Origin of the sequence: Corallococcus exercitus (assembly GCF_003611585.1) — a bacterium.
GTDB classification, from domain to species: domain Bacteria; phylum Myxococcota; class Myxococcia; order Myxococcales; family Myxococcaceae; genus Corallococcus; species Corallococcus exercitus.
The window spans coordinates 1-12,888 of sequence record NZ_RAVW01000272.1 but is presented as its reverse complement, the minus strand read 5'-3'; the positions used below and the strand labels follow the sequence as shown (position 1 = coordinate 12,888).

At 72.0% G+C, this 12,888-nt stretch carries 11 protein-coding genes; 5 read left to right on the top strand and 6 right to left on the bottom strand.

From position 1 onward, the window contains the following. Positions 1-177: 177 nt before the first annotated feature. Genes D7W79_RS27980 through D7W79_RS27970 form a run of 3 tightly spaced genes read right to left on the bottom strand, consistent with a single transcriptional unit; the run spans position 178 to position 1,976 of the window. Entirely contained in the window at positions 178-756 is a 579-nt protein-coding gene (locus D7W79_RS27980; protein WP_120528449.1) for a hypothetical protein, read from the bottom strand. Between the two features lie 32 nt (positions 757-788). Further along, positions 789-1,391: a hypothetical protein gene (locus D7W79_RS27975; RefSeq protein WP_120528448.1), complete on the bottom strand. Its 603-nt coding sequence runs from the start codon at positions 1,389-1,391 to the stop codon at positions 789-791. A gap of 48 nt (positions 1,392-1,439) precedes the next feature. Then, a complete protein-coding gene (locus D7W79_RS27970; protein ID WP_120528447.1) occupies positions 1,440-1,976 on the bottom strand; it encodes a hypothetical protein in 537 nt (178 codons plus the stop codon). 275 nt (positions 1,977-2,251) lie between these two features. On the opposite strand from D7W79_RS27970, the gene D7W79_RS27965 reads away from it, so the two are divergent. Next, positions 2,252-5,005, top strand: coding sequence for a M16 family metallopeptidase (locus D7W79_RS27965; RefSeq protein WP_120528446.1), 2,754 nt, complete (start codon positions 2,252-2,254; stop codon positions 5,003-5,005). A 187-nt stretch (positions 5,006-5,192) separates the two neighbouring features. After that, positions 5,193-6,740, top strand: coding sequence for a hypothetical protein (locus D7W79_RS27960; protein ID WP_120528445.1), 1,548 nt, complete (start codon positions 5,193-5,195; stop codon positions 6,738-6,740). 249 nt (positions 6,741-6,989) lie between these two features. Here D7W79_RS27960 and D7W79_RS27955 read toward each other — a convergent pair whose 3' ends face one another. Then, on the bottom strand, positions 6,990-7,556 hold the full coding sequence (locus D7W79_RS27955) for a hypothetical protein (RefSeq protein ID WP_147442086.1): 567 nt from the start codon (positions 7,554-7,556) through the stop codon (positions 6,990-6,992). Between the two features lie 139 nt (positions 7,557-7,695). Then, positions 7,696-9,405 carry an RCC1 domain-containing protein gene (locus D7W79_RS27950; RefSeq protein ID WP_120528443.1) on the bottom strand — a complete coding sequence of 570 codons (1,710 nt, stop codon included), beginning with the start codon at positions 9,403-9,405 and terminating at the stop codon, positions 7,696-7,698. Positions 9,406-9,586: 181 nt separating this feature from the next. Between D7W79_RS27950 and D7W79_RS27945 the strand changes: the two genes are divergently transcribed. Then, positions 9,587-10,345 (top strand): DUF1338 domain-containing protein, encoded by a 759-nt coding sequence (locus D7W79_RS27945; protein WP_120528451.1) that lies wholly within the window; start codon positions 9,587-9,589, stop codon positions 10,343-10,345. Between the two features lie 68 nt (positions 10,346-10,413). Here the strand turns inward: D7W79_RS27945 and D7W79_RS43845 are convergent, their stop codons facing one another. Then, the gene (locus D7W79_RS43845) at positions 10,414-11,433 is read right to left on the bottom strand and encodes a hypothetical protein (protein WP_158617066.1); all 1,020 of its coding nucleotides are present in this window, start codon (positions 11,431-11,433) and stop codon (positions 10,414-10,416) included. Between the two features lie 144 nt (positions 11,434-11,577). Here D7W79_RS43845 and D7W79_RS43840 point away from each other — a divergent pair, with 144 nt between their 5' ends. Both D7W79_RS43840 and D7W79_RS27935 read left to right on the top strand, forming a co-directional pair. After that, positions 11,578-12,213, top strand: a complete 636-nt coding sequence (locus D7W79_RS43840; protein ID WP_158617065.1) for an RNA polymerase sigma factor — start codon at positions 11,578-11,580, stop codon at positions 12,211-12,213. After that, positions 12,210-12,809, top strand: coding sequence for a hypothetical protein (locus D7W79_RS27935; protein WP_120528442.1), 600 nt, complete (start codon positions 12,210-12,212; stop codon positions 12,807-12,809). Before D7W79_RS43840 ends, D7W79_RS27935 begins: the two co-directional genes overlap by 4 nt. Positions 12,810-12,888: the final 79 nt, after the last annotated feature.

Sequence of the window (12,888 nt, the reverse complement as noted above, 5' to 3'; positions counted from 1 at the left end):
CGCCAGCCCCACGGCCCTCACGTCCCGCATCCCGGCCCTCCCCTGGCGGCACGTGCTCCGCCATGAGCTCAACCTAGGAACCGGTGGTGCGCCGCGTCGTGGCGGAGGGAGAGGTGCCCCTTGCCTGCCTGCTGGCCAACTCGGCCGGGGCAACCCGGGCAGCAGGCGGGGCCGCTCTCAGCGGGACACCGGCCGCCTCCGGGCGACCCGCTCCCGCACGGTGGCGATGAAGCCCGCCTTGTCCGCGCTTCCCTTCACGCCGTCGAAGTCCAGCTCCAGGTTCTCCGCGACGGCCCGGAGGTATTCCAGACAGGGCTCGTCCGGGGGCTGCTTCCCTTCCGCGAACAGCGGATGGCAATTGGAGCAGTAGTTGACCACCCAGACGCGCTCGTCCTCCGGAACTTCCAGCGAGACGGGGTTGCCGTCGCTCTCATCCTCGTCGAACGGCTCGATGCGCCAGATGCCCGTGGCGTCGTCGTCATCCATGAGCAGCTGCCGGTAGTTGAGGCTGGGGACGAACTCCCATTCGCCCCAGTCGTAGCCGAAGGGCTGCGTCCGCGTGCGCCGCGCGCGTCCCCGGGCCTCCTCGAAGGCGTCGGCGTCCTCCGGTGCCTCGTCGGCGGCGAAGAAGAACAGGTCCAGGACGGCCTGGTCATCGCCCATGCCCTCCTCCTCGCACTCCTCGCCGGTCTTCTCACCGCACGCGTACGACGTGGGAGGACCGCAGACACTGCATCGGTAGTCGTGGACGCCCATGGCCTTGAGACTAGCAAACGCCGCCGCACGGCTCAGTCGTCGTCATCGTCGTCGTCCCAGCCCCCACCGCCACCGCCGCCCCAATCGCTGTCGTCGGTGTAGACCCGGTCCGTGATGTTGAAGGTGCACGTCAGCTCGCCGCCGTCCTCATAGCGGTAGACGAAGCGGCCCTGGGCCTCGCCGTCCCCCTGGACCAGCCGGTCCAGCGTCAGCGTCCCCTCCACCGGAACGCCGGACGCGGCGGGAAAGCCTTCCGTGAGGGGGCCGACGTGCGCGCGCCACTCGCGGATCCGGGACGGGTCCTCCGCCACCAGCGCCTGCCCCTGCCGCAGGAGCTTCAGCGTCGACGCTCCGGCGGTCACCGTGGGCTCTCCGGGCATCAAGATGTCCACGCCGAAGCCCGCGAGCTCGGGCGCGCCGTCCGGCGTGTACGCCAGGCTGAGCTGCGTCCCCTGCGTCCCATCGTAGTGGGAGTACGCGGACATCACGGCGTTCGTGTCGATGGGCCACACCACGCTCTGGGCGCCGTGGGAGCCCCGGCATTCACCCTCGGGTTTCGGAACGGAGTCACAGGCGACGGTGGACAGGGCGCACGCCAGCAACGGCGGCGCGGTGCGGGACAGGAATCGAAACATCCGCCCATCCTAACCGGCCCCCCCATCCGTCCCGTCAGTCCCACCGCGTCATTCGCTGGCGGCGACAATCACCTCGAAGGTGCATGTCAGCTGGCCGCCGTCCGCGTAGCGGTAGACGAAGCGTCCCTCCGCGGCCGACGCCGACACCTCATCCAGCGTCACCGAGCCCTCCACCGGAACCCCGGGCGAGGCGAGGTAGCCGGACGCCCCGCCGATGTTCCCCACCCACCGCGTCACCAGCGACGGCTCCGCGGGCACCAGCTGTCCCTCCCGGGGGCGGAGGCCCACCGTCCGGTCCTCCTCCACCCGGGCGTCTTCCACCAGGTGGATGTCCACGCCGAAGCCCTCCAGCACCGGCTCGCCGTCCGGCGTGTAGTCCAGGTCGATGAAGGTGTCCGGCAGCTCGCCCCGCTCCGAGCGGTGCACCAGCGAGGAGCTCTCCAGGAGGGGCCAGTGCACGCGCCGTCCCTGATGCGTGCCCACGCATTCACCCGAGGCCCTGGGCAGGTTGTCGAGCCAGTAGCAGGAGGAGACGCAGAGGGCGCAGGCCAGCAGCGGCAGCACGGTGCGCGGCGGACGGGACATGGCCCGCATCCTATCCGGAAGGCCCCCGTGGACACGGCGGAGCCCGGGCTCCCTGCAATTCCTGCCATTCCCTTCCTGAAAGGGGGGAGGGATGACGCGCCCCTGGCGGCAATGCTATGAACCCGCTGTCGTCTGCCTTTGCCGCTCCGGCCTGCTCCCGTCAGGCTTTGTCTCCCCGGTCGTTCCACACCTGCATCCATTCATTTTCCGCCCGGGGGGAGGCGTGGGGCCGTGCGCCCCGCGTGGGCTGCCTCCGGGTTCGTACCTGGAGTCGTATGTCTTTCCTGTCGGGTTCCCTCCGCGCGTCGCGCCTGGCCGTGGCCGCGCTGACCTCCCTGTCCCTGACGCTGGGCGGTTGCGCCACGCTTCCGCAGCGCGGGCAGGTCGTCATGCGCGACGTGTCCTTCCCCCTGCGCGACTTCCGCATGCCGTCCGGCCTGCGCGTGGTGGTGGAGCGCGATGCGCGCGCGCCCGTGGTGGCGGTGGTCGCCGTGGTGGGCGCGGGGAGCACCAGCGACCCGGGCGGCAAGGAGGGGCTGGCGCACCTGGTGGAGCACCTGGCCTTCCGCGCGCGGCCCGCCAACGGCCCCTCCGTGAGGGCGCGGCTCAACGCCTCCGGCGCGGGCCACTCCAACGCCTCCACCAGCCTGGACTACACCGCCTATGAGGAGGTGGCCCCCAAGGAGTCCCTGGCCGACCTGGTGAAGCTGGAGGGCGAGCGGCTGTCGTCGCCGCTCTCCAACGTCAGCCCGGAGGTCTTCGCGGTGGAGCGCGAGGTGGTGCGCAACGAGCTGCGCCAGCGCAACGAGACGGGCTACGTCGGCCAGGTGTACAGCTGGGTGCACGCGGCGTCCTTCCCGGCGGGGGACCCGTACTCGAGGCCCGTGGCGGGTTCGCACGAGTCGCTGTCCGCCCTCACCCTGGCGGACGCGCACCGCTTCGCGCGCGCCCACTACCGTCCGGACAACGTCACCCTGGTCATCTCCGGGGACGTGGACCTGGCGGAGGTGGAGGCCACGCTCCAGCAGCACCTGCCGCCCGCGTGGGCGGGCACCGGCGCCCCGCTGGCCCAGGACGCGCGCATGCCCGCGCTGCGCCCGGAGCCCCCGGTCGCGCCGGTCAGCAAGACGCTGCCGGTGTACGCGGCGGCGGTGCCGTCGCCGGAGCTGTACCTGTCGTGGGTGCTGCCGCGCGCCTTCGACGAGGCCAGCGCCCTGCACGACTTCGTGGAGGTCAGCCTGGACAACAAGCTCTGGGATGCGGTGCGCAACGACGGCGACATCGCGGGCATCTCCACCAGCCTGGTGTCCGGCACCCGCGCGTCGCTGCTCATCGTGCGCGTGCACCTGTCGCGCGGGGACCACCCGGAGCGCTCGGCGGAGAAGGTGCTGGACCAGGTGTACAGGACCTGGACCGGGGAGATCGCGGCCGGCAACGTGCTGGGCCAGGAGTTCAACTTCCAGTCCCTGCGCCGCCAGGTGGTGACCAGCATGGTGCTGGAGTCGGAGCGGCTGCTGGCGCGCACGAAGAGCCGCGCGCTGCTCACCCACTTCACGACGGACGTGCGCTCGTACACGCGCTCGCAGATGGCGCTGATGGGGCTGGACGGCGGCAAGGTGACGGACTTCGCGTACCAGTGGCTCCAGCGCGACCGGGCGCACGCCATCCTCGTGCGGCCCGGGGAGAGCGGCGCCCCGACGGCGGTCCCCGTGCTGGCGAAGCTGCCCGGGGGCGAGCCCGCGGTGGAGGGTGGCGAGCGCGTCACGCCGTCCATGATGACGGCCACCACCACCCCGGTGCAGGTGCTGAAGCTGGAGAACGGCATGGAGGTGCTGCTGGTGCCCCGGCCGGGCCTGCCGGTGGTGCGGGTGGGCGCGGCGCTGGGCGGCGGGACGGCGCACGGGGAGAAGCCGGGCGTGGCGGACCTGGCGAAGTGGGGCGCCTTCCGCGAGTCGTTCTTCGAGGGCCACCTGAGCGACTGGGGTCTGCACTCGGGCACCCGCACGGAGCTGGACCACCTGCAGGTGCACATGGCCGGCACGGCGGGCAACGTGGGGAACATGCTGGCGATGCTCGCCGAGGACCTGTCCACCACCCGCACGTCGGAGGACGTGGTGCGCTACTGGCGCGAACAGGTGCAGCCGTGGCGCGAGGCGGTGGACACGCGGCCGGAGGTGCTGGCGCACCGGGACCTGATGCACGCGCTCTACGGCACGCACCCCTACGCCAACGAGGCGACGGGCGCGCAGATGGGCAAGGTGTCCTGGTCGGAGGCGCAGGCGTGGCTGGAGGACGTCTACCGCCCTGGCAACACGGTGGTGGTGGTGGCGGGAGAGTTCGACGTGAAGGAGGTCGAGCCGATGGTGCGCAAGTACCTGGGCGACTGGAGCCGGGGCAAGCCGCAGCCGGTGGCCGTGCCGCCGGCGCCGGTGCTGCCCGCCGCGTCCGCGAACGTGAACACGCTCTTCACCGCGCGCCCCGGCGCCAGCCAGGGTCAGGTGCAGCTGGCCTGCCGGCTGCCCACGGCCACGCCGGAGCTGGAGGCGCGCTACGCGCTGATGGCGGAGCTGCTGGAGGTGGATGTCTACGACCGGACGCGCTCCGGAACGGGGGCGTCGTACGGCTTCTGGGCCCGGCCCTGGATTGGCCGGGGCGGCGCGGCGCACCTGCTGCTGGAGGGCAGCCTGGACGCGCAGCGGCTGCGCGAGGGCGTGGGGTCGCTGCGTGAGACGCTGGCGGCGTTCTCCAAGGAGGTGTCCGCGAAGGACCTGGAGCAGGCCCGGGCGCGGCTGCTGGCGCAACAGGCGGTGTCGTTCGTCTCCACGGACGCCTGGGTGGCGGCGCTGCTCGAGGCCCGCGTGCGGGGCTTCCCGGTGGAGTCGCTGGCCCAGCGCCCCGCGCACCTCCAGGCGGTGACGGCGGACGCGCTGAAGCAGGAGTTCGCGGGCTGCCTCCAGCGCCTCGTGGTGAGCGTCACGGGGGATGAGGCGCCCAGCCGCGCCGCCCTCCAGGCCGTTTCGGTGCCGTAGCGGGTGGGCCCCCCGGGGCGCGGAAGGACGCACGTGCCCCGCCCCGGGAGCCCTTCGCGCAAGACCTGTCCGACTGTCGGACAGGTTCGCGCCGCATGACGCTGGGGGGTGCCCTCCGGCCAGTCGGCAGGACCGGCGGGCACGACCCACCGGGCGAGCTGCCTCCGTATGAGGTGGCATGCGAGCCATGAACCTCCGTCGGACGCGGTACCTGCTGGGCGCCCTGCTGTCGTGGGGTGCCTCCGCCTGCCACGGGACGGACGGGCCCGCGTCGCCCTGTGAAGGCACGGACTGCGCGGTGCCCGGGCTCGTCCGGGCGTTCGAGCAGGGCACGCCATCCTCGGCGGTGCAGCCGCGCACGGGCTTCGGTGGGCTCAAGGTGCGGCGGGCCTCCGGACGCACCTTCGTGCTGGAGACGACGCGGGACGCGGAAGGCAGGGACACCCGCCGGCTCACCGTGTCCGCCCAGGACGGCACGCCGCTGTGGCGGTTCGACGCCGCGGCCGGAGAGCACCTGAGCGACTTCACCGTGCACCCGTCCGGGGAGACGACCCTGGGCGTCGAGCGCACCGGCGCGACGGCGGAGGCCTTCGACCTGGTGCGCCTGTCCGCGGACGGGCAGGTGCTGTCGAGGCAGCCGCTGCCCGCGCCCGCGACGCTGCCCGCCTCCGACCTGGGAGGCACCCTGCCCTCCCCGGCGTTCCGCATGAAGTCCCCCTGGGTCCACGCCCTCACCGACGGCTGGCTGCGCACGGAGGCGCGCGGCGAGGACGTGGCCGTGGCCTTCCTGTCGCTCGTGGCCGTCCCGGAGGGCGGTCCCAACACCCAGGAGCTGGCGTCCGGGCTGATGACGCTCCAGTGGACGGACGGGCGCTACCGCGAGCAGTGGACCCGCGTCGTCGACGGACGACACTCCACGCAGCCGGCCGCCTGGGCCTACGACGAGTTCCGCTGGCGCGAGGCCGCGCTCCGGCCCCTGCTCGCCGTGGACGCGGAGGGCCAGCTGGTGGTGGGCCGCACCTGGAACAGCTCCCGCTGCATGGCCTCCAGCCGCACGTTCAACGACTTCACCTCCGTGCACTGCCGTTCCGGTGAAGACGTCACCTCCACGGTGGACACCGAGCGCCAGCCCTTCGCCGTGACGGCCTTCACGCCCGTGGGGACGCGCATCGGGACGCACGTCTTCGTGCCCGCCCGGGCGGCGGAGTTCGTCGTCTTCGACATGGCGGTGCGCGGCGGGGAGGTGGCGGTCGCGGGCACCGTGGTGACGGAGGGCGCGGATGGCGCCATTGCCTGGTACCCGTCCGCGCCGGGCGTGCAGGACCGGATGACGCCCTACGACGGCTACCTGGGCGTGTGGTCGCTCGACTCGGGCGCCCTGCGCTTCGAGCACCGCGTGGACACGGGCCGCGCGGACCACTTCTCCGCGCTGCGCTGGACGGACGCGGGGCTGGTCGCCGTGGGCGCCTCCGGGTGGGACCGGTGGTCCGGCGGGATGAGCATCTCGCGCGGCGCCGGGGCCCTGCTCGCGCTCGCGTCCCCGGACGGCCAGACGGTGCGCACGCAGCGGCCCGGCCCCGAGGGACAGGACCGCCACTTCCACCTGCTGGGCGTGGACGCGGACGGGGACTCTCTGGTGGCGGTGGGGCTCGCGGAGGCGCCGATGACGCACTCCGGAGACGGCGGCCACCCGGAGGCCATGACCTTCGGCGGGCTCGGCGTGGAGCTGCACTGAACCCAGCCGGGCACCCGGAAGGGCTTCAGTTGACGGGGGTGTCGTAGCAGTACGGCGCCGAGTAGGGGCAGTCCTGCGGGCAGCTGGACGGAGTCTCGTTGCAGCAGACAAAGCGGGCCTGTGATTGGCAATACAGGAGACAGGCAGCGCACAAAGACAGGGGCCCGTCCCCGCTTCCAGGAACAGGCCCCTTGAACAGTTCGCCGGTGCTCGTGGGCACGGAAGCGCGCCGCGCGCCGTCAGTCCGGCTCAGTACTCCGGCGTGAAGTAACAGAAGTTCGAGGCGAAGGGGCAGTCCTGCGGGCAGCTGTCCGGCGTCTCGCCGTCGCAGCAGCTGTGATCCCCACACGTCGAGCCGCAGTCCTGTGGGCAGTTGAATCGGGTCTCCGTGTTTGGGTCGCAGATGCTGTCGCCGCAGGAGCTGGCGGCGCCGCAGTCCTGCGGGCAGTTGGAGCTGTTCTCGGAGCTGGCATCACAGATGCTGTCGCCACAGACGGCGCACAGCCGGGCGGACACGGGGGCCGAGAACCAATCCGGCGTGAGGTAGCAGAAGTTCGAGGCGAAGGGGCAATCCTGCGGGCAGCTGTCCGGCGTCTCGCCGTCACAGCAACTGCGGTCTCCGCAGGTGGAGCCAGCGCAGTCCTGCGGACAGTTGAATCGGTTCTCCGTGCTGGGGTCACAGACGCTGTCACCGCAGCTGCCGCACAGCCCCGCCGCCTGATGCGAAAGCTCCGGCGACTCCGCCTCCAACGTCCCTCCGCACGCCAGCAGCAGGCCCGACACCAGGGCCAGGAGCCCCATCTTCATTCCACTCATGTGTGTGTCCTTGTCTTCCGGTCTTCCACCCTAAGCGGGCCTACGCTTGTTAATACGAAAGATGGTCGGCGCTCAAAAGACAGAGGGCCCGTCCCCCTGGAACGGGCCCTCCCGGACACATGGACTCGCGGTGCCGCGACTACGGGAAGCTGGCCGGGGCACCGGGCCAGGTGCCGTCCCGGTCCCAGCAGCTCACCAGCCCGGAGGGACGGAGCACGCACGCCTCGTCCATGCCGGTGACGATCTGGCTGAAGGGGCCATCCGTGCGCACCAGCGGGCTCAGGTAGTAACCGGCCCAGCACTGCGAAGTGCCGTCCGCCTTCAGCGCGCAGCTCAGGTTGCAGCCCAGGTCCACCTGCGTGAAGACGCCCGCAGGCGCGTTGTTCTGGCCCATGCCGTTGAAGCCCCAGCACACCACGCTGCCATCCGGACGGATGCCGCAGCTGCTGTTGCAGCTCGCGGCCACGGAGGAGAAGGTCCCCGCCGGCGTGGCGCTGCTCTGCCCGCCAAAGTCATCCCCCCAGCACACCGCGGTGCCGTCCGCCTTCACGCCGCAGGTGTGGCTGCCGCCCGCGTCAATCTGCGTGAAGGTGGCGGGCGGCACGGCGAGCTGGCCATAGAAGCCGTTGCCCCAGCACGCCACGGTGCCATCCGGCCGGCGGCCGCAGACGTGGTACTGGCCGGAGGCCAGCTGCACGAAGCGGTCGGTGTTGCCATTGGGCACGTAGAGGTAGTTGCCCCAGCACACCGGCGAGCCGTCCGTGCGCAGCGCGCACACGCCGCCGTCGGACACGCTCACCTGCGCGAACGTGCCCGTGGGCGCGTAGGCCGGCACGTAGTTCTTCGTCCAGCACGACAGGACGCCGGTCCCCGTCACCCCGCAGAACATGCCCCGGTAGCCCGCGCTGATGTGGCGCGTGGGCGTCAGGTTCAGCCCCGGGTTGTTGCCGAACACGGGCGTCGTCGGCAGGTCGTTGCCCTGGCCGTACTCCGTGCTGCCCCAGCACACCACGCTGCCATCGGACTTCAGCGCGCAGGTGTTGTCGTAGCCCGCCGCCACCTGGGCGAAGGTGCCCGCGGGAGGCGAGGACTCGCCCTTCGCGTTGGCGCCCCAGCACGACACGGGCCCCGTGACGTGCACGCCGCAGGTGTGGTGGTCGCCCGCGTTGATCTGCTGGAACGTGCCCGACGGCACCGCGGTCTGCCCCTGGCTGTTGTCACCCCAGCAGACCACCGTGCCGTCGTTCTTGAGGCCGCAGCTGTGCAGCTCCCCCGACGTCACCTGGGTGAAGGTGCCGGTGGGCGCCAGGGCCTGGCCGCCCCAGTTCCCGCCCCAGCACGCCGCCGTGCCGTCCGTCTTCACGCCGCACGCGTGCCACACGCCCGCGCTCAGCTGGCGGAAGGTGCCGGAGGGCGCCGTGGCCTGCCCGTTGTCGTTGGCGCCCCAGCACGCCACCGTGTTGTCCGTGCGCAGGCCGCAGGAGAAGTGGCCCCCGCTGGTGACCTGCTTGAACACCCCCGAGGGCGCGGCCGTCTGCCCGCTGTCGTTGGCGCCCCAGCACATCACCGTGCCGTCCGTCTTCACGCCGCAGGTGTGGAAGTAGCCACCGCTCACCTGCGTGAAGGTGCCGGACGGGGCCACGTTCTGGCCATGCCAGCCGTTGCCCCAACAGCCCAGCGTGCCGTCCAGCTTCAGGCCACAGCCGTGGTACGCGCCCAAGCTGATGACGGGGTCGTCCCCGCTGACGTTGGCGACCTGCGCGGCGGAAGTGGAGGCGAGCGTCGCGGTCGCCCCCAGGGCAATGACGCGGAGCCAGCGCCCCAGGCGCCGGAGGGAATCATGGGTCATGAGAAGGTCCCCTGTGGCGGAACGAAGGGCGTTCCGCGTGGAGTCACGTCCCCATACGCACCGACGCACGAAAATGGGTTGTCGCTGATGTTTCACCGCGACATCCGGAGGACGACGGCTTCACGCGCTGACACGCTGCGTGGTCCTTGAGGGGAGCACCCCGCGGCATAGGATGCCGCGCATGACGACCTCCGCCTCCGACGCCTCGCGGCTGCTGGACCTGCTGTGGGAGCGCTACGCCTCCGAAGTCCCCTACGCGCGCACCTTCGTGGCGCTGTCCGGGGGACGCTTCCGCAACGACCACGTCGCGTTCCGCACGCTCGCGCGGCCGGAGGGAGGCATCGCCCTCTTCTCCCGCGTGTTCGAGCGGTTCGGCTGGCGGCCCGCCGGCACGTACACGTTCCCGGACGCGCACCTGTCCGCCATCTACCTGTCCCACCCGGAAGGACTGCCGCGCGTCTTCCTGTCCGAGTTGAAGTCGGAGGAACTGTCGCCGCGCGCCCGGGAGCTGCTCGCCGCGCTGCCGGTGGATCCGCCGCCGCCGGAGGACGTGGAGGCGCTCGCGGCGTGGTTCACGGCGCCGCCGCCTCCGGACGAGGCCGTGCTGCTGGAGCTGGAGAAGGAGACGCAGTACGGCGCGTGGCTGCTGGCCTTCGGCCGCAAGGTGAATCACTTCACCGGCGCGGTGGACGACGTGGAGGCGTGGCAGCGGCGCATGCGCGAGGCGGGCGTGCCCATGAAGGCAGACATCGAGGGCGCACCCGGCACGTCGCTGAGGCAGACGGCCACGCACGCGGCCCCGCTGCCCCTGACGCTCCGGGGGGGTGGCACGCGCGCATGGCCGTATGCGTACTTCGAAATCGCCCAGCGCTCGGGAGGGTTCGACGGGTTCCTGGGGCCGCAGGCCCGCGCGCTGTTCGACATGACGAAGCGCGGCTGAGGCTCGCGGCCCGGGGACGTTCGGGGGAGGGGTTTGGGTGCGCCCCCGGACCGCGACGCCTCGTGAGGCTAGTGGCGGCCGCCGCCGCGCTCGCAGCGATCGGGCAGGCTCAGCTCCGCGCCGTCGAGCGTGCCGTCGCCGCACTCCGGACCGAAGGTGAGCACGTGGCTCTCTCCATCCGCGGTGGTGCGCGTGAGCGTGCCGCCCGTGGGCCAGGGGCACACGTCGCGCGACGGCCGGACGATGCCCGCCAGCGTGACGGTGCCCTGCGTGCCGTCGAGCGCCGTCTCCGTGTACGCGCCGTCGATGGTGCGCACCGGCGGCGTGTCGGTGGAGAAGGCGACGGACAGCGAGCCCTCCAGCCGCACCGACTTCACCACCGTGCCGTCCGCATCCGTGCGCGTGCGCGTCACGTCCGCCTGCGTGCTCTTCTGGCGGGGCGGAGCGCCGTCCACCAGCTCCGACGTGGAGGCGGTGGTGCCCTTCACGGTGGAGACCTCACCGTCGGAGTTGGTGCTGGAGACCTCGAAGGTGACGGTCTGGCTCTGGGTCACCGCGCCCGTGCAGTCCGCGGAGGCTTCGTACGCGTTCACGATGTCCACCGTGCCGCTGGAGGGGCCACGCGGGCCCGGGCCGGGGCCTCCCGGCTTCCCGCCGCCAGCGCCGCCGTCGAAGGGCTGGCCGCGCACCGGCGAGCCCGTGCCCTCCGGCGGAGGAGGCGCGCCGCCACCACCGGGAGGCAGGCCTCCGCCACCACCGCGGCCTTCGGGACGCGCGGGGGCCGCGCAGTCGGTCCACTCCAGGTGCACGGTGGCGGGCAGCGTCTTGCCACACACGTCCACGGTGGTGATGTCGGGGCTCGCGTCACAGTGGAAGCCTTCGATGGCCTGGGGGCGCAGCTTGTCCAGGCCGTGCAGGAGGCTGGACACCTCCACCGCGTCGCTAGAGTCCGACGCGGCCTCCACCGCCTGGGACACGTCCGACGTGGCGTCCGTGGTCGACGTCTGCGAACCGCAGCCGACCGTCATGGTGCCCACCACCAGCGCGACTGCTCCCAGCCACTGACTGCCCCTGCTCGAGTGCCTCATGAGTGCGTGCTCCCTTGTCATCCGGTGCCCGGCCGCTGTCCGTCTGCCCCCGTGAGACGAAATGAATTTCCGCCGTGTTCCCGGCGGGGAATTTCCCGGGGCTTTTTGAGCGCGCACCGGGGCCGGATAGAGTGCCGGCCGACCGTGAACGACGAGCTGCGCGCACTCATCCTCGAAGCCCAGGACGGCAGCGTGCGTGCCTTTGAGTTGCTCGTGTCCTCGCACCTGCCGCGCGTGCGCCGCTTCGCGCGGGCCTTCGCCGCGTCGGACTCGGACGTGGACGACCTGGCGCAGGAAGCGCTGGTGAAGGTCTACAAGAACCTGCGCTCGTTCCGCTTCCAGTCCGCGTTCCAGACGTGGCTCTATTCGGTGGTGCGCAACGCGTTCTATGACGCCACCCGCAGCCGCGCCGGCCGCGAGCGCTCGCGCGAGGAGCCACTGGAGCAGGAGCACGCGAAGGCGGCGTCGGACGCCGAGTCCGCGGACGAGGGGCTCATGCGGGCCCAGGAGCGGGACCGGCTGTGGCGGGCGCTCCGGGCCCTGCCGCCGGAGTTCCGCACGGCGGTGGTGCTCTTCGACGTGGAAGGGCACAGCTATGAAGAGGTGGCGGCCATTGAAGGGGTGCCCGTGGGCACCGTGAAGTCGCGCCTGTCGCGGGGCCGGGCGCACTTGAAGGCCCTGCTGGCGGGGGGCCAGGGCCCTGACGGCCCGCAAGAAGATGACCCGGTTGGAACATCCGGGCCGGACCTTTCGTCGCATGCAGCAAGGAGCAGGAAATGAGTGAGCCCGAGGACAGGGAGGACCGCGCGCTGCGCGAGCGTCTGGCGGCGCTGCGGGACGACGCGCCCGGGCCCGACTTCCAGGCCCTGCTCCACCGGCGGCTGGTGGAGGCCGGTCCTCCTACACCGGCGTCGGGGTGGGATGCGGTGCGGGACTTCTGGCGGCGTCGAGCGCCGGTGCTCTGGCCGGCGGTGGGCGTCGCCATGGGCGTGGCCACCTTCCTGGTGCTGGGCGCGGTGCGTGGCACGCCTGGCGCCACGGGGACGGAAGGCCCGGGGATGGCGGAGCTCGAGCGGCCCGGCACGCAGGTGCCGGTGAGCAAGGTGGCGGTCATCAAGCTGGACTTCACGGCGGACGTGGCCGTGGAGCAGGCGGACTTCCAGGTGAGCCTGCCGGAGGGGCTGTCCTTCTGGGCGGATGGAGAGGAACTGCCGCTGCGTTCCTACCAGTGGACGCAGCCGTTGAGCGCGGGCAGCAACGTGATTCCCATCGCGGTGCGTGGACAGCGGCCGGGGCGCTATCTGGTGACGGCGCTGGCGCGCGCGGGCGACCAGCGCATCGAGCACGACGTGGTGCTGGAGGTCACGGGCGGATGAAGACCTGGCTCTCGACACCGGCCGTCGCCGTCCTCCTGTGGCTGGGGGGCGGGACCGCGCAAGCGCAGCAGACCCCGGC